The sequence below is a fragment of the Streptomyces durocortorensis genome (assembly GCF_016901035.1).
Taxonomy (GTDB): Bacteria; Actinomycetota; Actinomycetes; order Streptomycetales; family Streptomycetaceae; genus Streptomyces; species Streptomyces durocortorensis.
The window spans coordinates 22,451-42,675 of the sequence record NZ_JAFEUF010000009.1 but is presented as its reverse complement, the minus strand read 5'-3'; the positions used below and the strand labels follow the sequence as shown (position 1 = coordinate 42,675).

Here is a 20,225-nt window from a genome sequence, read left to right as displayed (position 1 = left end):
TCGGGGCCTCTCACTGGGGCATCGAGCTGAAGACGATGTAGGGCGGGTTCAAGTCCGGTTTATACAGAAGACGCATCACGACTCCTTCAGTGTCTCTTACCTCCGAAGGCTTGTTGTCACCGCCCACGATCGTACCTCTGCCGGTGACGGCATTGCCGACTAGAGGCCCTTCAAGGGGAATGAACGGTGTTCGGATCTCTTTTGTCGGCTTCGGCGGATCCCCGTTGAGCCAATCATCAATCTCAGCAGTATTGTCGCGGAGACAGTACTGCGTGTATCGCTGAGCGGACTCGATGTCGGCATAGGTGGAGGCGCCGGGAATATTGTAATCACCGGTCTCCTTCTTCTGCTCGTCTCGAAGCCGCTGAAACAACTGTTCATCGGTCTTCCCCACGTGTTTGTCGAGAGCATGCGCTCCGCCCACGCCTTCCATCGCCGCGAGGTCCACCGAGTACTTGTGGGGGAACTGGCTCTCCGGCAGCTGCCAGCTGTGCTCCTTCTTGAACTCGTTCAACGAGCGAGCACCGAACCCCTGCGCCCGAGCCCGTTCCGCCTGGAACGTGGGCACGCTCTTGAGCGCCTCGTCGAGCTCGAACTCAAGCATGGCCAGCTTGCCCGCGGCGTCACTGAACGCCTCGTGATAGGCCCCGACCGCCGCGTCCATGGAAGCCTTGTCCATATGGGACCGGAAGGTCAGAACAACTTCCGCAAACACGAGACCGGCCGCGAGCCTGGTGAGTTTGGAGAGATCAAGATCCGAGGTGAGGCTATCGACCGTCTTGTCCGCAGCTTCCTTGGCCAGGCGCGTAGTGGTTTCCGTCGTCTTCTGACCCATGTCGGCCAGGTCGTCGAAAAGCTCCTGAATAACGTCCGCACTCTTTGAGAGGACTTCAATGATGGGCTGCCTGGTAGCGGGATCCACCTTCCCGTTGGTCTTCCAGTTCCGGGTCCCCTTCTTGGCGGTCACCTCGGCCCGCTGGTCGCGGGCCTTGCCCCAGGCCGTGGTCCCCCAGATCGTCTGGCAGAAGGCTCTCATCGCGGCCTGCCACTCGCCGTTGCCCGTGGGGTCGGTGACGTAGGAGATCGCGTCCGTGAAGTCGTCAGCCGCCTTCTTCGCGTTCTTGGAGACTTCCCGCCAAGCTCTGGCGATGTCGCGGAACTCTTCTTCCTTGACACCCGGCGTCTTCTCATGGATACGGCCGAGCCTCAGCCCTTCATCGACCACAGGCTTCATGATAAACATGAGAAAATCCGGGACCTCTCCGAGGATTCCGGAGATCGCCCACGAGTCGTGATCCTCGCCTTCCCCACGCCACGTAAGGTCGTTCGGCGGACCATACTTGGGTGCGGTAGCAATTACCGCTGGAGGTTGCTTCTCCTCCGGCGGCTCCCCCTTGCCCTTCCTTGCCGCCCAGTCTGCCAGCGCGTAGTTGTTCGCGGTCTGCGTGAAGCCCACTGCGACACCACCCACCGACACAACGCTCTTCGCCCACAGCTCCAGGAACTTCCGCGCCACGATGCCGTACCGGTCGGCGAAGGAGTCCGCTCCCCAGCCCGTGCCGGCCGACTGACTGTATTTGTCCAGCGTCTCCATCAGTTGCTTCGCCCGCTTGTCATAGGCGAACTGGGCATCGCGTACCACGAGCGAGGTGAAGTAGAGGTGCTGAGGCTGCACATCAAAGCGGCCCACACCTCGGTTGGGCGGAGCGGTCCTGGCTTGGTCCCGTTCTCGCTGCCTCTGCTTGTCAGAGGGCAAGTCAGCCATCAGGCAGCGCCCCAGCCCCGCAGAACCGCCCTGTGTGCCGCCGCGTAGTTGATCTCCCCGTTGACCACCACATCGTGCAGCCACGCCTGGGCCGCTTGAAGGTCTGCGGCAGAGCGGTCCCACTCGTCCAACTTATCGATGAACATTTCGCGGGCTTCGCCCTCCCAGGTCAGGACCACCTTCTCGGCGCGGCGGTAGAGCAGGTCCAACTGTTCGTTGAGCCGCTTAAGAATGTCCTCGAGATCCCCGGAAAGGTCCTGCAGTGTCGCGAAGTCGACGGCTATGTCGTCGTCCGCCATTCTTCCCCCGTTCAGAATCGGCCAGTCGGCGCGTAAGTTCTCAGAGATCGGAAAGGCCGCTGCGCGGGGCGTCGGGCACTTCGGTGTTGGGCGTCGACAGCGCGTCCACTTCCCGCTTCACATCCGTCTCCATCTGGACCTTCCGGAACTGTGCCAGCAGGTCCAGCTCCTGCTCCGTGAAGCCGTCGCGGCCCAACCTCACAGCCTGTTCAAGGGCCTGCATGACCATGCGGATACGTACGGCATCCTCGGCCGCACCTCGATGGAGGTCCCGATAGGCACGGGCGGCAGGCCCCCGCCAACCCGCCTCGATACGATCGACGACCGCATCCATACGCCTGACCTGCTTATCCAGGTAGTTCTGCATACCGTCGAGGTCATCGGCAAGGTCCGTCAGCCGGCCTGAATTCACCCGAAGACTTGGCTGTTCGCCTGCGCCGCTCATCGCATCCCCCGGTCTGCGTCGCTTGACGTCGTTCCAGAACAGCCTACTTGGCTATCCCGTGCCCTCTGAGCTCCTTTCGGCTCAAACGCCGACGGCGGCAGCACGGTCCACGACGAGGCGTTCGCTGCCCCGACCCGAGAGCCAGCCGAAAGGGACTCTCTCAGCCCAAACCGGCCACCCTGGTCACTCACGACAGCGAGGAACGCGCCGAGGCCCGCCCGCAGATCTACGGCACCACCGGTTCATCCAAGGGCGCGGACGCCGCGTGAGCGAGCGCATCGAGGCCGTCGTACTGGACTCAGAAGGGCTTTCCGCCTGGATCGCGCAGGACCGGAAGCTCCTCGCAATGCTGCAGGCCTTCCACGACATGGGGGCTTACATGGTGATGGGGGCGAACACCATCGTGGAAGTCAGCCCCCCCCAACATCCCCCGCCTGAACTGGGCCCTGCACCGTATCAAGGCAGAACCGGTCACCACACAGACGACCAAACCGGCAACTCAGCGCCTCGAAGACGCCGGGCTGCACAGTCACAAATGCGCCATCGACACCACTGTCGCCGAGGTCTCCCTGCTCCAGCCGAAACCCGTCGTTCTCCTGACATCCGATAGCGACGACATGACCAAGCTCTGCGGCCACCAGGCCGCCCCGGAACGCGCACCCTGGCAGGCTCCCGATCTCACTGCCAGCCTCGTGCCCCATCCGTGCCCAGCAGAGTGGACAACAGCGGTCAGGTGCGGTTCCCAGAGCCCGTAGCCATCCACCCCACCCAACGGGAAGGCGCAGGTCAGAGCCTCTTTAACAGCCCAAGAACCGTTGATTCCCAAGCTCAGAGCGCGAGTTCGATTCTCGTCACCCGCTCCACGACTAAGGCCCAGGTCATCGACCCGGGCCTTGTTTGTTGTCTGGACCTGTCTAGCTGCTCCTCCCTGGCCGGAGCTGGGAGAGGGCATGCGCGACCGACACGTCATACCGGTCCTTGTCCCGCTCCCAGTAAGCGAGCACGCGAGCCGTGGCCTCGGCCATGTCGGTGGGTAGGCCAGCCGCGCCAAGCGTATCGGCGACCTCTTCCATCTCGGGCGCCCAGCGCCAGGCTCGGGCCGCCACGCTCGGCACGTGCTCGGGGTCGGAGAGGATCGCGGAGAACATGATCTCGGCTTCGGCTGTGAGCTGATCACCGACTCCATGGGCGCCGGCGAGCGCGTGAGCGACGCCGGCAAGGGTACGAGCGGCCTTCTGATAGCTGGCGAAGGCCATCTTCAGAGCGGAAGCGGAACCGGCCGTGTCACCGACCCGGCACACATGCAGAGCAGAGTCCGTGAACAGCGACGCCACCAGGTCGACGGCAGAGTCGGCCCCTGCGAGATAGAGCCGCGCCGTACGCCCCTCGCCTGGCGGCTGGCCGAAGACGGAACCGTCGACGACAGCGGATCCTGGACGGACCTCCCCGGCAATGCGCCGTACGCGCTGAGGACTGATGGCGTTGACATCGACGTACACCCCGGCGAAGCCGTGCGCGGCCACCGTCGCCGCAACGTCCTCCGCAGCCTGCGGTGGGCAGACGGACAGAACGACCGCGCTACGGCACAACGCTTCCGCGAGCGAGTCGCACGCCGTGGCACCGGCCTCCCTTGCGCGCCGCCAAGTGCGCTCGCTTCGCCCCTTCGGCACCCACAGCACCTCGTGACCGCCGACGACGAGTTCGGCGGCAACCGCCGCGCCCATGGACCCAGGGTGCAGGACGGTCACGGTGGTCATTGGCTGCCTCCGGTGGAATGCGATGTGGTGGGTGTTCCTCATCCACATGATCCGCTGTCGTCCGGCAGCAACGGTGAAGGTCTGCCCTGGCAGCTCCTCTCACGCGGACGCCGGGTCATGGGTACCGTGCAGGAGACGAACTCTGTACGGACAGACCGGCGGTCGCGCCGGATCGTCCGGCGGCTGGGAGGTGTCCTGATGCTGGAAGAAGCCGAGGAGATCGGCAAGCGCGCTCGCAGGGCGAGGCTGCGACTGGGCATGCCGCAGGCCGACCTGGCGACGGCCCTCGGGAAGTCCCAGGGCTGGGTGTCGAAGATGGAGCGTGGCCTGATCGAGCTGGACCGGGTCGGCCTGCTCAACCAGGTGGCCGCAGAGCTGCACGTCCATCCGAACGACCTGATCGGACGCCCGTACAGCAGCTCCCCCGACGACAGCCAGTGGCAGATCGCCGCCTCGTCGATCCTGCGCGAGCTGCGTCGCTACGACCTCGTTCCCGTCTTCGACGGGGTTCCGCGACCGGCATCACAGCTATGGCGTGAGGTGACCCGGCTGCACCGCCTGCGGGACACCGCCTCCAACGTCGCGATTCTCCGAGTTCTCCCGGACCTGTTCCGGGAAGCGCGCGCCCTGGCGGAGGACTCGGACGGGCACGAGCGGGAGGAGGCGTACGCCGTCTACGCCGTGTGCTGCAAGTTCGCGCACACCGCCGCGCACGCCCTCGGACACCCGGAGCTGGTGGCCATGGCGTGCGAACGGGCCGCGTGGTCTGCCAGGTTGTCGGGAGATCCGGTGCTGCCTGCCGTCGCCGACTGGATGCGCGTCTGGGACATGTGGGCAACGGCTGACTGGGCCGACGCTCTGACCCTCTCGGACAAGGCGATCGCCTCGGTGCAACAGCCGTACGAGCAGGGTGACCCGCTGGCCGTGCGGGCTTGGGGCACGCTTCAGCTTCGGGCAGCCATCTCCGCCGCTCGGGCCAACCGCCCATCGGAAGCGGAGGACCGTATCGGACACGCGAAGGACGCGGCGGAACGCATGGACGCGTACGTCGGCGCACCGGTGTACGACCGGCATTCGCTGACGTTCTCCGCCGGAAACGTGCAGATCCACGCGATCAGCGTGGCCCTGGAAATGGGCAAGCAGAGCAAGGCGCTGGAGATAAACCGCCGCACCAGCCCGGGCTTGGTCGGGGCACTGCCCAACTCCCGTCAGGGACACCACCACATGGACGTCGCACGGGCCTGGCTGTGGGACGGAAACCGGGCAAAGGCCCTCACGGAGCTGGAGACGGCTGAGCGGATCGCGCCGCAGCTCGTACGGAACCATCCCATCGCCCGTTCAACGCTTCGCAGCATCGTCTACGCGGAACGAGCAGCCACGAGGGAGAAGCTGCGGCACATGTCCGACCGCTTTCACCTGGACGGATAGGGGTCGTATTCCTCCGGCTCATATTCGAGGCCCGCGCTGTCCCTAACTTCGGGGCATGATGCGACGACGTTCTTCTCATCCTCCCTCGCAGGGAGCCGAGTTAGGTACGGCAGCACCGTTCGTTCCACGGCTCGGCGACCTCGCAACGGACAGCGCTCGCGATGGCCGTGTCGGGATCGTGGTCGCTCTCCCCGGTGAGGGCTCCGCTACGACGTACCACCTGCGTCCGCCCGGGGGCGGGGCCCCCTGGTCCGCGCCCGCCGACGGAACGACGCTCCGTCCCGTGCCGGTGAGGGCCACCCACGCCACGCTCTCGGCCGGACGGGACGCGGTCTACGACCCGCGTGCCCGGCAGGGATCGGTTCCCATCGAGTTCCACCTGGATGACGGATCGACCCTCGATGGCGCGCTCATCCTCACCTCTGCCGAGGTGGAGTGGCTGCACCAGCAGATCAGCCGCCTCGTCGACGCACACGAACGCGCCATCGGCGGCACCCCGTGACCGAGCCTCGGCGACGCCACGCCCGAAAGGCTACGCCGCGCTCCGTACGCTCCGAAGGCGGAGGCATCGCGCTCACGCTTCTGGCCGTCGCCGGCCTGGTGGGACCGGCCTGGGCACTGCGTGAGCAGGCCGCCCCGCTCCTCAACGGCCTCGGTCATCAGCCCGCCGCCGTCTCGGCGGACGCGAGCTCGCCCTCCGACCACTGACTCCGCTCCGCTGTCCGGGACGTTCACCCCACGTTCCCGGCAAACGGAGCCTGCCATGCACCCGGAACATCCAGGCGTGATTCTCCAGGGAGAGATCGTGGACATCCCGTACATCGTCATCGACCAGCTCACCCCCGACCAACAGCAGGTCTGGAAGACCTACTTCGGCGACGCCGACCGACCCCGCTACATCGAGGAAGGCATCTGGCGTCGTACGCAGGAGAAGGCCACGGCCGAACAGAGCGGCTGGACGACCGCCGACGACGCCCGGCGGCGGATCATCCACTACCGCTACCGGTACGGCCTGGTCCCCACCACCGCCGCGCCGGCCATCGGCCTGACCGACCTGTACCTCTACCACTCCGCTACCGCTCCCGCGGACGAGATCGACGCGCACCACGACGCCCTGTGGGACTCGCTCGCCACCGGCGGCTGGAAGGAGGCTCCCGGTGGATTCTTATGGACACGTCGGGATCTGAAGTGCCGGATCACCGAGCACGACGTCCACCCCCAGGACGCCGCTGCGGGCCGTACCCTCCCCGTCGGCTACCGGAGCCTGGACGTGCAGATCGCCTCGGTGTCCTACGCACCGCCGCCCTCGGTGCGGCAGCTGCCGTGGAACGTCCTCTCCACCGGGGTCAGGTGCAAGGACCGCCCCGGTACGCCGACCCGCGTCCCGGACCTGTCCGTCCTCGCGGACCTGCTGCCGTTCCAGGTGGAGATCGGCTGCGGTACGTCGGTCGAGGCGGGTATCCCGCCCCTGCACCGGCTCCACGAGATCTACCGGGTGACCGACCGCCAGGGCCACGAGCCTCGGGAACACCGCTTCACCCTCTCCCCGACAGCGGACACGCTCCTCCACGAGGTACTGACGGATCCGGAGGAGAAGACTGCGGAATTCGTGGAGATGTTCCGCGCCTGCTTCCTGGCCGAACCGACTCCGGCCATGTGGGCGCTGAAGGAGCTGATGGACGCCGGGCACCTCGTCGGCCCGGTCATCACCAACAACTTCGACGTGCTCGCGGCGCGCGCCGGGCTCGACGAGTGCTTCATGCGCCGCTACGACCAGGCCGTACCCGACGTCGAGTGGGTGGACGGCGCCAAGGCCCTCCTCGTCGTCGGCCTGCACGCCGACCGACGCAAGGTCCAGGCACGCGCCCGCGCTCGCGGTATGCAGGTCGTCTACCTGGACCCGGAGGGCTTCTGGCGCGACGGCCAGTTCATGCCGTACCCGCTGGAAGGCCCCCAGGACGGCGACCTGGTGTGCCGGGCAACCGCCGCCGAGGCACTGCCCGCCCTCGTCAACCTGCTCAAGCAACAGGCTGGTTGATCCACCTGCACGAAGAGGGCCGCGCCGGGTGTTGGCGCTAGCGTGACGCACCCGGTCGGCCCGGACTCCCCTGGGCGGGTGAGGGACAAGGAAAGGAGCGTCGACACATGCGCGTATCCGTCATCGGCTGTGGTCACCTGGGCATCCCCCACGCCGCTGCCATGGCCGAGATCGGCCACGAGGTCATCGGCGTGGACCTGGACCAGGCGAAGATCGACCGCCTCAACGCCGGTGAGTGCCCCATCTACGAGGACGGCCTGCCCGAACTCCTCAGCACCCACACCGCCACTGGACGCCTGCGGTTCACCACCAGCCTCGCCGAGGCGGCCGAGTTCGCCGACATCCACTTCCTGGCCGTGGGCACGCCGATCGACGCGGACGGACGGAGCTACGACACCGGACAGGTCTTCGGCGCAGCCCGTGCCCTCGCCCCGCACCTGACCCGCCCGACCGTCATTGTCGGGAAGTCCACGGTCACCGTCGGCACCTCCCGCGACCTCGGTGCTCTCCTCGCCCGGCTCTCCCCGGCAGGTGAGGACGTGGAGGTCGTCTGGAACCCCGAGTTCCTGCGCGAGGGCCACGCCATCGACGACACTCTGCGCCCCGACCGGATCGTCGTGGGCGTGCCCTCGGCCCGCGCCGAGGACGCGGTACGTGAGGTCTACGCGCCCCTCCTGGCGAACGGGATCCCGCTGTTCGTGACCGACCCCGCCACCGCAGAACTCATCAAGGGCGCCGCCAACGCCTACCTCGGCATGAAGATCTCCTTCATCAACGGCGTCGCCGACATGTGCACCGCCGCCGGAGCCGACGTCCAGCAGCTCACCGAGGCCATCGGCCTGGACCCTCGCATCGGCCGCGGTGGCCTGAACGCCGGCCCCGGCTACGGCGGCGGCTGCCTCCCGAAGGACGTCCGCGCCTTCACCGCCTCCGCCCGCACCCTGGGCGCCGCCGAGGCAGCGACCATGCTGCGCGCGGCGGAAGAGGTAAACGAATCCCGACCCACCGCCGCGCTGAGGCTCATCGAGCAGACGCTCGGACGACCCGTCGACGGCGTACGCATCACCGTCTGGGGCGCCTCCTTCAAGGCCGGCACCGACGATGTCCGCGAATCCCCGGCCTTGGCGATCGCAGCGCTCATGCACCAGCGCGGCGCGGCCGTCACCGTCCACGACCCGCACGCCGTGCCCACAGCACTGCGTCGCCACCCCGAACTCGACTACTGCGAAAGCCTCGAAGACTCCCTCGCGGCAGCTGAGCTGATCGTCCTGGCCACCGAATGGCCCCACTTCCGTGAGGCCGACCCCAAGGCCCTTGCCCCACTGGTCGCGGACCAGGTCCTCGTCGACCTCCGCAACCTCATCGACGCCGACGCCTGGCGCATGGCCGGATGGACCGTACGCCAGCTCGGACGCCCCGCACAGGAATAGCCGAACCCATCGATCGGAGGTCCGACGTGGACACCCTGTGGGACAACATCGAGAAGCTCTCCGCCGTCTGCCGAGCAGCCGGCGCCCACCTCCCCGACGAGGAGCTCAAAGCCCTCCAGGTCGGCAAGGTCGCCGAGGAAGCCGGCGAGGCCATGCACGCCCTCCACGGCCTGAAGGGCCTCACCACCTGCGGCGACGACCACACCTGGTCCGAGGTCCAGAACGACCTGGTCGGCGCCGTCATTGCAGCGCTCCTGGCCATGCACTACATCGACCCCACGGGCGCTCGCGACACCTTCGCCGAGATCCTTCATCGCAGGACGCGCAGAGGCCGCGAGGCCGTTGCGGCGGCCTGACGACCTTCGGACGTGGTCGTGGGGCGCTCCCGGTGAACGCGGTCGACGGCCACATCAGACACACAAGTTGCGGCAGGCACGTGCTCCCAGCGCGGTAGAACTTTCCCTACTCCATCAAGGCACCCGGCTCTGGTTGGGCCCGGGCTCCTGCCTTCGGTCCCCTCGGCGCGGCCGCCATCAACACCCGCCAGCAGTCGGTAGACAAGACGGGCATGAGCCGAGAACTGAGCCCGCGGGGTCACCACGGCGCCTCCGAGGTGACGCCGTCAATTGCTTGCCACAGCTGTGCAACTAGCTGGAATCGCGTCGATTCTCAAGCTTAGAACGCCAGTTTGATTTTCGTCAGCCGCTCTCATGTGAGGTCCTAGGTCGTCGGCCTGGGACCTCATCGTCGTGTAGACCTGATTAGGAGTTAGTAACCCTCGACCAACAGGAGAGCAGCACCGGTTCAGGGCTGTGCAGACCGGTCGCGTCCACGTCGAAGACCTGGAGGGCGCGAAGGATCCGGATGGCATCGGTGGCTTCCGGCCCAGGGTCCAGGCCGGCGGCGCCGACGGCTGCTTCCAGGTCCTCGAACGGCAGGCCCTGCTCTGTCATGAACTCCATCACAGCGGTGAACGCCGACCATCGGAACGTCTCCGGTACGAGACCCACCTGGGCCAGGAAGTCGACCGCGCCCTCGATACTCTCCAGCCGACCGCGGACGGACTTCAGGGCAGCGCCCTCCGAGTCGCCGCGGGATACCTGTTCGGAGAGTTGGTCGACGAGCAGCGGCCAGCCGCCCGTGGTCTCCGCCACCCGCTGCAGCGCCGCCTCCGACGTGAAGGAGTTCTGGTCGAGGGACCAGGTGCGCAGCCCGTGTCGGGTGAAGCGTCGCAGTGGGACGACTCCCACGCCGGACGTCTGGTCGTCCGACAGCAACGAGGCCCACAGGGTGAGCTGCTCCAGACCTGCCACGACCACGGCGGAGCGAGTGACCCCCGGGCCGTCCGGCTTTCGGGTGGTCGCCAGCTCCGGGGAGATGAGGCAGGACTGCTCGCCGGGGGACTTGACGGTCAGGTCGGAGACCACGAGCCTGCCCATCCCCGGCTCGCCGCCGACGAGCTCACGCTCGAAGTCGGCCCTTCGGGCCACATGCGGCATCTTCCAGCCGGTGGTCTCAGCGATCTCGCGCAGCGCAGTGGTGACCCGGTTCACGCCGGTGGCGGGAGAGCCGAGTACGACCCGAGCCAGGTTCCGGCGTCCCGGTTCCGAACCGGAGACCTGCCTGCCTGGCAGGATGTCCGCGATCTGTGCGGCGGTCAGCGGACAGTGGGAGTGCGACTTCGCGGACTTGTGCCGTGTCTCCAGGGCTGTCAGCCGCTCGGTGACCTGCCGACTGGAGGTGTTCTCCAACTGCGCGTCCACGTCCTCCAACGTCCCGATCATGCTGAGGGCGTTGGCGCTCCGCAGATGCCAGCCCCGGTGGTCCGGGTCGGGGGCGAGGACGCCGAGGCCCTCCATCTCCGTGAGGTAGGCGCGGAACTGGTCCGGGTCCAGGTCCCTGAAACCCTCCGCCCACCAATAGGTGCACTCGTCGCGCAGTTCGGCGTGGGTCATCCGGGCGTCGATCCCGTGGTGATGAGCGTGGTGCGCCACCACGTTGGCGATCATGTTGTACCGGGAATCGAGCCGCAGGGTGTCATGGAAGGCTGCGGTGATGCTCCGCTGGAGGTCCTTGTCGGACTGTACGCGTTCGACGTCGTCGCGGGCGATGAAGTGCAGCGGCCCCGACTTCGCCTCCCGCCTCTTGGCGTGCATGGTCTGCACCAGCCGGTGCGCGAACATCTGGAGCAGGAACGGCTGGTACGAACAGTGGCCCAGGATGCGGTGCACCAACTGCGGCTCCAGGAACTGGTATCCCAGGGCGGCCAGCGGTTTGAGCAGCAGGTTCGCCGCGTCCTGGGGCTGGAGCGGGCCGATGACCGTCGGGTGCTGCGAGAGGTGGCTGAACGGATTGTTCGCCGCGAGGGTGGCGTATCGCTGCACCGAGTGGAGCCCGGCAAAGACGATCTTGACACCGTCGTTGGTCTCGGAACTGAGATCACGCAGCCGCCTGGTCTCGGTGAACCTCGGCGAGTCCGACTCGAAGAATCCGTCCGCCTCATCCAGCATGATGAGCATCCGTCGGCTGCTGTCGGCCTTCAGCCAGGTCCTGATGCCGGTCAGCACGTTGTCGTAGGTGAGGGTGGCGTCGGCCCGTACACGCTTGGGCAGCGGAAGGGCGTCCTCCTCCAGCAGCCTGCGCCCGATGAGATTCCACACGGCCGAGGACTGGGCACTGGTGCCGTTGTAGGTGGAGTCCAGGCTGATAGCCATGCTGATGTGAGCCGTGGGCGCCTGCGCGGTGAACTTCCGGCCCGCTTCCTTCAGCAGCGCCGACTTGCCGAGCCCCCGGCCCCCGAACACCACCTGGTTGCCCACCGGGTTCTGTACGGAGCCGAGTTCTTCCAGGCGTCCGAAGAACATCTCCTCGGCCACCCGGCCGCGCTTCTCACTGACGTACGGATTCACGGCCGAGAACGGCAGCAACACCCGCATCGCCGGGTCGAGCAACTGATTCCCCCGGGCTGCGAGATAGGCGAGGGCCGCGTCGTCCAGCACCACCATGGGCCGACGGCCGACACTGAGCGCTGCCAGCAATGTCCGGGCGTGCGCGGAAAGGGTGCCGAAGTACGCGACGAGCAGGCTCTCCTGGCTGGGGTTCTGCTGCACACGGGCCATCAGCGCCTCCGGAGTCGGCTGGCCCCACGCCAGCATGACCCGCAGCCTGCCGCGCAGGGCGGACCCGAAGGACGGCACCAGGGCTTCTCCCGTGTACCGGACCTCCTGGAGGTCCAGAAACCGGTGTTCGGGTGTCGTGCTGCGCTGGCGGTCACGTTGCGGTTTGCGCAGACTTCGGTAACCGATGAGACGGAGCGCCGGCATCAGCAGGTTCTCCTCACTCAGGCCCTCCGTCCTCCTGACGCCCCGTCGTGAGGCCATCTCTCGCCATCCCGCGAGGCCGTTGGCCGCCTGATCGGTGAACTCCTGGGACATGGCGGAAAAGTCCAGTGCGTCAAGGTTCTGGAAGCGCTGCCGATTCCGCACCGCCCGAATGAGTTCCTCGGTGATTCCCTGGGGCAGGGCATCGGGCACCGAGGGGAAGAAGGCGTTCAGCGGGTGGTCCCCGTAGCGCGTGTCGGGGATGCTCTCGCCGTTGGACAGGTGGGAGATCAGCTCCTCGGCGGTCAGCAGATCGCCGTCGTCGAGAAGAGGAGTCACCCGTGCGAAGTCCTCGGCCTTCAGACCGGGGATCTCCATGAGCCGCGCCCGCAGCTTGGCCGTGGCCGTCGCATGGGCGCGTTCGAGCTCCTCCGACAATCCGTCGAGCCGCTGCCGTGCGGAGGCGAGGTCGGATTTGGTGGTCAACGCGGGTGCCTGAAGGCGGTGTTCGAAGTCGCGCTCCTCCTCTTCCTTGAAGACGCCGTTGACGCGCGTGCGGCGCAGCGAGTCCTCCAGTACCCGCCGCTTGCCTTCCAGAGCGGCCGCCGTGTGCCGTGCCGCCTCCCCCACCGCGAGGTGCACGCTCTCGTCGGTCAGCTCTTCGTGGCCGTTCGGGCCAGGCGGCAGGAGGCGCATCTCTGAGAGACCCAGGAGATGAGCCGCGAGGTCGAACCGTTCGGCCGCCCGATGGCTGTCGATGACGTCCAGCCACGACCGTCGGGCGCTCTCCATGATTCTCTCGGCGGTCAGTTCAGGTGGAATCACGCGCCCCGTCGCCTCTTCCACCCGCACGCCGGGAAGCTTCAAGAGGTCCCTGCCCAGGACAACTTCCGCCGGATACTCGGCGGGATCGAGCCGAGTGTCGCCCGACAGCAGATCGAAGGTGAGCCGCAGCGAATCCGCTGCCGCTCGCATGGCGGCCTGGGTGTAGGCGTCATCAGCGAGCGACTGCGCCGACAGGTCGTCCAACACGTGGTCGCGCAGAGCCAGCACGGCCGCGCGCATCGCCTGGACCTGGTCGACGCTCCAGTCGTTCGCTCCGACGTCGAGCGCGCGAGCCGCGACGACCCACTTGTCGACCGAACGCAGTCGGTCGTTCATCAGCCGAAGCAGATTCTGCCTGGCGGGGCCTTCCAGTCGGCTCCTGCTGGATCTCATCAGCCTGCGGTCGACCTCGTTGAGTTCGTCCTGGAGGGCAGACCCGTTGGCCAGCTTCCGCACGCCGTCCGCGACCTCGTCCAGGCCGTCCCTGTCGTCGTCGGCGGCCCGCTGGAGCAGGCTGCCGATGAGTCCAGAGGGCGCGAGCCAGAGCCGGGTGATTTCGGTGGCCCGGTTGAACCGGATGCGGGGCAGTTGGTCCAAGCCCTGTTGGCATTCCTCGCGGGCCTCCTGGAGGAAGCGTTCCAGTTCGGCCGTGCCGCGCGCCAGGGCGAGCGGCGGGGAATGCAGCAGCATGGACTGAAGCGCGCACCGTGAGACCTCGTCGGCCACGGACACGAGGCTCGGCGGCAGTACGGCGGCCACCTGCTGGAGCGGGGCGCTGGTCTCAGCGTCCCCGGTCACGAGTACGACCCGCAGCAGAGCGGCCGTGACGAGAGCCGCGTCGGGGCGGCTTCGGACGAGGGCGTCGACGTCGATCCCGGCCAGTTCGGCTCGTACCCGCGAGGCGCACTCTCCGCTGGAGGAACGCAGCGCGAGGGCGTACGCGGAGATCCGCAGGGCGGAGGAACGACATACGGGTTCGGCGTTCTGCTCGGCCAGCGCCGCGGCGGCCCCGTAGCGGTGTTCGGCCACCAAGGGGGCGAGGACGGCCTCCGGGGACTCACCCGACCCGAGCGCTGGGTCCGTCTTCCCGGCCGGAAGCGGGCGCTGCTGCGGCAGGTGGGCGCTCGAAGCGGGGGGCTGCGCGGAAGCGGGGGCAGGGGACGGGGGCCGGTGCCGTGCGGCAGTGAGCAGCGAACCGTCCGCCGCTTCGGTGGAGCGGGACGGCGCTTCGGGCTGTGCCGGGAGCTCGGCGGGCTGCCGGTCCTCCCCCGGGGCGGGGTCCCGGCGCGGTCCGGATGCGACGCCACGGTCTGCGGGGGCCCCGGGCCTCGGCGGACCAGGCTCCGTCGTACGGGGGCTCCCGTGCGGGTGCGGGCCGGAGGTGTCGAGGTCGCCGTGAGCCCGTACGGCATCGGAGTGGGCTGCTTCGCCGGGCTCGGAATCCGCTCCCGTTCCCCCTCCCGCGGCAGGCTCCGCCACCGCTCCTGCCGCCCCGTCCGCGGTCGTGTCCTGGGCTGGCTCCGTGTCTGTTCCGGGGGAGGAGGCGAGATCGGCGTCCGGGGCGGGCCCGAGAGTCAGATCCCCGCACTGCGCTGCCAGTACGAGGAACGCGGGGGCCTTCGCGGACATCTCCTGGAGAAGCCCGAGGATCTCGGCCGAGCGTTCCTCGCCGCTGTGGGCAAGTTCCACCATCCTCAGGAGAATCCCGAGGGCCTCGGCATCCGAGCTGTCCTGCTGGGACCAATCGGCTCGGGCCAGCAGCGCACGGGCGGCCTCCCGGGCTTCGGACACGACGGCGGACAGGGCGGAGGCGGACCCTGGCGCACGGCGCAGCCCGTCCACGTCGGCAAGCCGGGTGCGCAGTGCTTCGGAAGCGAGGGTCTCGGCCACCGACACCGCGCGTTCGCGCAGGCTGCCGAGGTCGGGCGCAGGCTCTGCGCCGAAGGTCCTGAATCCAGCCAGCGCGTCATCGAACGCCGCCGTGAGCTCGTGGAGCGAGACGAGGTCAGAGTCGGCCGGACGACTCTGCGCGGACACCGAGTCGGCAAGCCGCCGGACCGGCTCGCGGGCCGCCGCCAGCACCCGTTCCACCCGCTCGACGGCTACGGTGAGCGCCGCGGCGTCGGGCTGGAGCCCCACGCTCCCGTCATGGTCCACGGGCTCCTGTGGGGCCGCCGTCACAGCCGGTTCCGTGCCAGAGCAGGTGGAGTCGTTCTCTGCTCCTGGAGGCTGCGGCGCCGGGGCGAGCTCCGCCACGCGTCGGGCGGCCTCACGCACCGCCGCGATCGTTTTGGGCGGCAAACCGTCTGTCATCCAGGGCTGTTCAAGGGCCCAGAGCCACAGCGCCCCGTCCTCCTCGCTGACCCGCAGATGCACCCACCCGGCCAGCCGGAGCAGGACCGGACTCCAGCGCCGGGTGAGCGGTTCACCCGAATCAGCGGCCAGCAGAAGGTCGTTCAGAAGTGGCTGGGTCAAGTGACTGGCCGCATGGCGTGACTTGGCAGAAACCGGATCCCGGCCCATCCGCGTGAGCACATCACGGCACAGGGCCGGGCTCACGCGTGTGCCCGCCACCGGAATCCGCAGCGCGCCGAGGATGTGGCGTCGCCACTGCATCGGGGTGGAGTTCAACGCATGTTCCACGTCAGCCTGTTGAAGCTGTTCGATGGCCGCACCGACCGGCGACGGCAGGGCACGGAGCGCCTGGGCCAGCGCTTCCAGGGCGTCGGTGAGAGCCGGCGTGTCCGACGCCTCCCCCGCCACGGAGAACGGCACGTCCGACTCTCTGCACAAGTGCATTCCATGACGGGGTGATGTCACACGAACTCCTGCGAACTGATGGGGCGGGAACGGCCGTTCAGCAGCCCCGTTGATGCGGCCGTACGTAGGTGTAGCCGGGGGGCAGCTCAGGGCTGCCGACGAGGCCGAACTTCAGAAAGTCCTGTCGGAACAAGCGTCGCTGTTCCGGGCTCGCTTCGTACCCCAAATGGCCTATGTAGCGTAAAGATCCCGGAACATGATGTACGGCCTTCGCACGGACCTGCGAAGCACCGTCCCCCGTATCCCCGTGACCTCGGGGGCGGTCCTCCACCACCTGTGGTGTGTAGCAGAGCAGTTCGACGAAGCGCTCGCCGATCCGTGTCGGGTGGTGAGGCCGCCCGTCGTCGCCCTGGCTGCCTGGTAGGCAGGTCAGCGCCCCGGCGGCAAGCAGTTCGACTACCGCCGCGTCCACCAGCTCGGCCGTGGGGTCCTCCGGGGCATCGGTCATGACCAGAAGCAGGGCCGGGGCCAGCAGTTCACGGGCCAGCATGGCCCGGCCGACGACATCCAGCAGGCCGAACCTCCGTACCGCCGTCATGACCAGCCACCGGGTCCGTCCGAGGGGTGTGTCATCCGGTGGCCGCTGCCGCGCGCCGTCCCTCGTGCGCACCCTCTGGTCGTACCGGTACTCGATCGACTCCCCGTCGACGGTCCTCGGCCGGATCAGCGCGGTCGTCCGGGCCTCCACGGTCCGGCTGCCGCGCTGCCAGGCGAGGTCGAGCAGGATGCCGGGGAAGCAGGTGGACGGCCAGTGCAGTCCGACGAGCCATCCCTCCTCGTCCATCCGGACACGCTGTACGGAGGACGGCTGACCGTCGTGCTCCAGGCGAAAGACGACGTCCGGGCTCGGACCCGGACTCGGCAGCAGGCCCGATCCGTCGCGTGGTGCGCGGCCGGGCCGTTGCGCGGTGCCCTGCCCGGTCGTCACAGCCGGAGGCATCGGCAGGTAGCCGCCCTCCAGTTGTCGGGCGCGCAGGGGCTGCTGCCACTCCAGCCGGCCCGGCCCCTCGTGAACCAGAACAGGTCCCCCGAGATCGGGCTCGTCCGGCCACGGCATCCCTGGGTCCGAGTCTCCGGGCTCCGGCTCCACCACGGGCGCCCTCGGAGCCTGGCGTTCCCGGCATTCCGCCCAACCCCGCCCGTTCGGCTCCTCCGAGGCCCCCCGGAGCACGTCCGACGCCGGACCGTCCCCCACGTGCTCGGCCCGCCACACTCCGCCGCCCTGCCAGCGGTCGTCGAGGGCGACCCGGACGCCGGTGGGCAGCAGGCCCGTCTTCTCGTCGGCCTCACGCCGTACGTGGTCCATCAGTACGACGTTGGCGTGGAGGACGGCCGAGGGGTACCCCGTGCCCCGCATCAGCCTCGCGGCCTCGGGCAGAGAACACAGTGCGGGCCCGAGAGCGGTGTAGACCGGCCGTCTCCGCACCGCTGTCCCCCGGCTGACGATCGGCGCCGCGCTGCGGGCCACGGACCGAGCGAGTGTCTCCAAGGCGTCACGTCCCAGCGGTCCGCCGTCGGCGAGGCGGTCCGCCATCGCGGCGCGGGTGAAGGCGTACTCCCCCCACAGGCGAATCCCGGGCAGCGATGCGAGAGCGCGCCGGACCACGTTCACAAGGTTCCGCAGTCCCGCCTCCCTGTCCTGCGAAGTGGCGCCGGGAGGCAGCATCAAGGGCAGTGGCATGGGGGCGAGGGAGCTGTCCAACTGCTCCCTGCCGCGCGTCATGAGATAGCGCAGGTAATACGACGTATCGTCGAGGTCGCTCTCAGGCGGTCCGTCGCCGGAACGTTCGTACAGACTGTTGACGACCAAGGACCCGTGCGCGTCGATAGTGCCGCGGCGGATCAGCCTGTTCAGGCGTGCACCGGAAGCAGCCAGCCCGGGCCCGAACGCGTCGGCGTCGAAGACCAGTCGCTCGCGCAGCGAGGTGTCCTTCGTCCCGTCGAACTGGTCCGGCCCTTGTGCGCCGGCGGGGGCACCCGACAACCAGCCCGGTATATCGCCCTCGACGCCGAGTGCCTCGTGGGCACCCTCCTTGTAGACGATCTCCGCAGGCAACAGATCGCCGCCGGTCCGTACGTTGATCATCGCGCCGACCGGTAACGCCGCCATCTCGTCGCCGAGGGCGACCGAGGGGAAGTCACCGATGTCCAGTGGCCCGCCCGCGTATCCTGCGGCGTCCGTGTCGAAGCCGAAGTACACGGCGTTAAAGGCGACCGCGACGTGGACGGGAGTGGCTCGCCGCTCGACGAGAGCAAGGAGATATCGACGCAGCCGCGCTTCGTCCGCCGGCTCGCCGGCTCCCGGCCTGATCATCCAGGGAGTAATCAGCGGAGGGTCTATATAGGGCCGCCAAACCCCGTCCGAAGTCCCCTCCGACGAAGCTCCGGTCACCGGTGTTCCTCGCATATGCCCTCATACTCGCGCCTCGCCGGAGGAAAGGAAAGAGCCGGGACTCGCGCATGTGCTTCTCTGACCGCCCAAGGAGACTCGGGTCACAGTTGATCAGGTCGTCACGGCAGGGGGTGATCCAGCCGCAGGCGAACAGAGGGCGCTTGGAAAGCGTGGCCAGAAACCCAAGGCACATGCATGCCCATCGGCGGCACGGCCCCCGAGGTCTCTCGCCAACCGAATCGGGACGCCCCCTGACGCCCGACAGCGACGACATGACCAAACTCTGTCGCAACCAGATCCGCGTCATCCCTCTTTGACGCGTCGGCCCACCCCCAAGCACCCCGCCTGACAGGGCCCGCCGCACCGCTGCCCTCGTGCCCCATCCGTGCCCAGCAGAGCGGACAACAGCGGTCAGGTACAGCCTCCAGAGACCCTGGCGACCCCAGCTTCCGCGCAGGAAAGTGCAGGTCAGAGGACTTCCGGAGGCTCAAGCACCGCTGATTCCCAAGCTCAGAGCGCGAGTTCGATTCTCGTCACCCGCTCCACGACTAAGGCCCAGGTCATCGACCCGGGCCTTGTTTGTTGTCTGGACTCGTCTACATGCTCTGCCCTGACCGGAACTGGGCGAGGACATCTTTGACCGGCAAGTCGCACTGGCTCTTACCTGCTCCCAGAAAGCAAGCACCTGAGCCGTACCCTCCGCAGTCTCCGGAGGCAGGTCCGCCGCGCGGAGCGTATCGGCGACTTCTGCCGTCTCGGGCGCCCAGCGTCGGCCCCGGCTTGGCACCCTCGGTACGCACTCCGGGCCGGAGAGGATCTCGCGGATCAGGGCCTCGGCTTCGGCTGTGAGTTGATTCCCGACTCAGCGAGCGTCGGGTGACGGCGCGTGAGGTCCGCGTTTGTATAGGAGCCGGTGGTCCGTCATAGCTCCGTCCGGGTGACTCGGACGGCGAGTACCGCCACGTCGTCCCGTTGCGGGATGTCCGCCAGGCCCTCGGAAAGGGCTTCCAGGAGAAGGGGCAGGGGTTTGTCGCGGTGGCGGGCGAGCACGGCAGTCGTGCGGGCGGTGCCGACGTCGATGTCCGCGTCGCGGCGTTCGACCAGGCCGTCGGTGTAGAGGAGGAGCACGCTGCCCGGCGGGAGGTCGCGCGTGTGGTCGTGGCGGGGCGGGTCGTCCTCTGACGTGCCGAGGAGGAGCAGATCGTGGTCGCCCAGGGACAAGACGCCCCCTTCCGGGGTGTGCAGCAGCGGCGGCGGGTGTCCGGCGTTGGACCAGGTCAGCCGCCACCGACCGTCGTCTAGGTCGAGGCGGGCGTGGACCGCTGTGGCACCCAGACCCAGGGGCAGGGTGCCGATGGCCCGGTCGATCGCGTCGAGGGCGGCGGAGGGAGAGTGGGCCGGGTCGTCGAGGCTCGCCTGTCGGAGCATGCTGCGGATTTGGCCCATCACTGTGGCGGCCTGGACGTCGTGACCGATGACATCGCCGATTGAGACCATCAGGGCGGTCCGGGTCGCGGGCGGCACCGTCGGCAGCGGATACGCGTCGTACCAGTCGCCGCCCCCCAAGGGGGGGGGGGGGGGGGGGGGGGGGGGGGGGGGGGTCTTTCCCCCCCCCCACTTGCGGGGGCGGGCGGAGGCCCACGCCGGCGAGCTCGACGGGCGCGCCGATGCGCGCCGCGAGGTCGTCGGCGTGCGTCGTCATGATG

At 68.3% G+C, this 20,225-nt stretch carries 13 protein-coding genes and 2 pseudogenes; 7 read left to right on the top strand and 8 right to left on the bottom strand.

Going from position 1 to position 20,225, the window contains the following annotated elements:
- Window positions 1-10: 10 nt before the first annotated feature.
- The 3 genes from JS521_RS37350 to JS521_RS03565 form a co-directional block, all read right to left on the bottom strand.
- Entirely contained in the window at window positions 11-1,675 is a 1,665-nt protein-coding gene (locus JS521_RS37350; protein WP_205081230.1) for an RNase A-like domain-containing protein, read from the bottom strand.
- Between the two features lie 89 nt (window positions 1,676-1,764).
- Complete coding sequence (locus tag JS521_RS03570) at window positions 1,765-2,064, bottom strand: WXG100 family type VII secretion target (RefSeq protein WP_205081229.1); 300 nt, start codon at window positions 2,062-2,064, stop codon at window positions 1,765-1,767.
- A 40-nt stretch (window positions 2,065-2,104) separates the two neighbouring features.
- Entirely contained in the window at window positions 2,105-2,509 is a 405-nt protein-coding gene (locus JS521_RS03565; RefSeq protein ID WP_205081228.1) for a WXG100 family type VII secretion target, read from the bottom strand.
- 265 nt (window positions 2,510-2,774) lie between these two features.
- On the opposite strand from JS521_RS03565, the pseudogene JS521_RS36425 reads away from it, so the two are divergent.
- Window positions 2,775-3,150: pseudogene (locus JS521_RS36425) on the top strand (DNA-binding protein); the annotation flags it as partial.
- A 273-nt stretch (window positions 3,151-3,423) separates the two neighbouring features.
- On the opposite strand, the gene JS521_RS03560 reads toward JS521_RS36425, so the two are convergent.
- Window positions 3,424-4,266: a DUF1932 domain-containing protein gene (locus tag JS521_RS03560; RefSeq protein ID WP_205081227.1), complete on the bottom strand. Its 843-nt coding sequence runs from the start codon at window positions 4,264-4,266 to the stop codon at window positions 3,424-3,426.
- 198 nt (window positions 4,267-4,464) lie between these two features.
- Here JS521_RS03560 and JS521_RS03555 point away from each other — a divergent pair, with 198 nt between their 5' ends.
- The 6 genes from JS521_RS03555 (at window position 4,465) to JS521_RS03530 (ending at window position 9,518) form a co-directional block, all read left to right on the top strand.
- Window positions 4,465-5,694, top strand: a complete 1,230-nt coding sequence (locus JS521_RS03555; RefSeq protein ID WP_205081226.1) for a helix-turn-helix domain-containing protein — start codon at window positions 4,465-4,467, stop codon at window positions 5,692-5,694.
- Window positions 5,695-5,977: 283 nt separating this feature from the next.
- The gene (locus JS521_RS03550) at window positions 5,978-6,196 is read left to right on the top strand and encodes a hypothetical protein (protein ID WP_111381863.1); all 219 of its coding nucleotides are present in this window, start codon (window positions 5,978-5,980) and stop codon (window positions 6,194-6,196) included.
- A complete protein-coding gene (locus JS521_RS03545; protein ID WP_239486747.1) occupies window positions 6,193-6,402 on the top strand; it encodes a hypothetical protein in 210 nt (69 codons plus the stop codon). The genes JS521_RS03550 and JS521_RS03545 overlap by 4 nt, the downstream gene beginning before the upstream one ends.
- A 97-nt stretch (window positions 6,403-6,499) precedes the next feature.
- Window positions 6,500-7,732: an SIR2 family protein gene (locus tag JS521_RS03540; RefSeq protein WP_205081261.1), complete on the top strand. Its 1,233-nt coding sequence runs from the start codon at window positions 6,500-6,502 to the stop codon at window positions 7,730-7,732.
- Window positions 7,733-7,839: 107 nt separating this feature from the next.
- On the top strand, window positions 7,840-9,162 hold the full coding sequence (locus JS521_RS03535; RefSeq protein ID WP_205081224.1) for a UDP-glucose dehydrogenase family protein: 1,323 nt from the start codon (window positions 7,840-7,842) through the stop codon (window positions 9,160-9,162).
- Between the two features lie 26 nt (window positions 9,163-9,188).
- Window positions 9,189-9,518 carry a MazG-like family protein gene (locus JS521_RS03530; protein WP_205081223.1) on the top strand — a complete coding sequence of 110 codons (330 nt, stop codon included), beginning with the start codon at window positions 9,189-9,191 and terminating at the stop codon, window positions 9,516-9,518.
- A gap of 405 nt (window positions 9,519-9,923) precedes the next feature.
- Here JS521_RS03530 and JS521_RS03525 read toward each other — a convergent pair whose 3' ends face one another.
- The 4 genes and pseudogenes from JS521_RS03525 to JS521_RS03510 all read right to left on the bottom strand — a co-directional run.
- On the bottom strand, window positions 9,924-16,082 hold the full coding sequence (locus JS521_RS03525) for a hypothetical protein (RefSeq protein ID WP_205081222.1): 6,159 nt from the start codon (window positions 16,080-16,082) through the stop codon (window positions 9,924-9,926).
- Between the two features lie 82 nt (window positions 16,083-16,164).
- On the bottom strand, window positions 16,165-18,441 hold the full coding sequence (locus JS521_RS03520; protein WP_205081221.1) for a hypothetical protein: 2,277 nt from the start codon (window positions 18,439-18,441) through the stop codon (window positions 16,165-16,167).
- 565 nt (window positions 18,442-19,006) lie between these two features.
- Window positions 19,007-19,336, bottom strand: a complete 330-nt coding sequence (locus tag JS521_RS03515; protein WP_307847761.1) for a DUF1932 domain-containing protein — start codon at window positions 19,334-19,336, stop codon at window positions 19,007-19,009.
- Between the two features lie 104 nt (window positions 19,337-19,440).
- A pseudogene (locus JS521_RS03510) lies at window positions 19,441-20,088 on the bottom strand (PP2C family protein-serine/threonine phosphatase); the annotation flags it as partial.
- Window positions 20,089-20,225 lie beyond the last annotated feature (137 nt).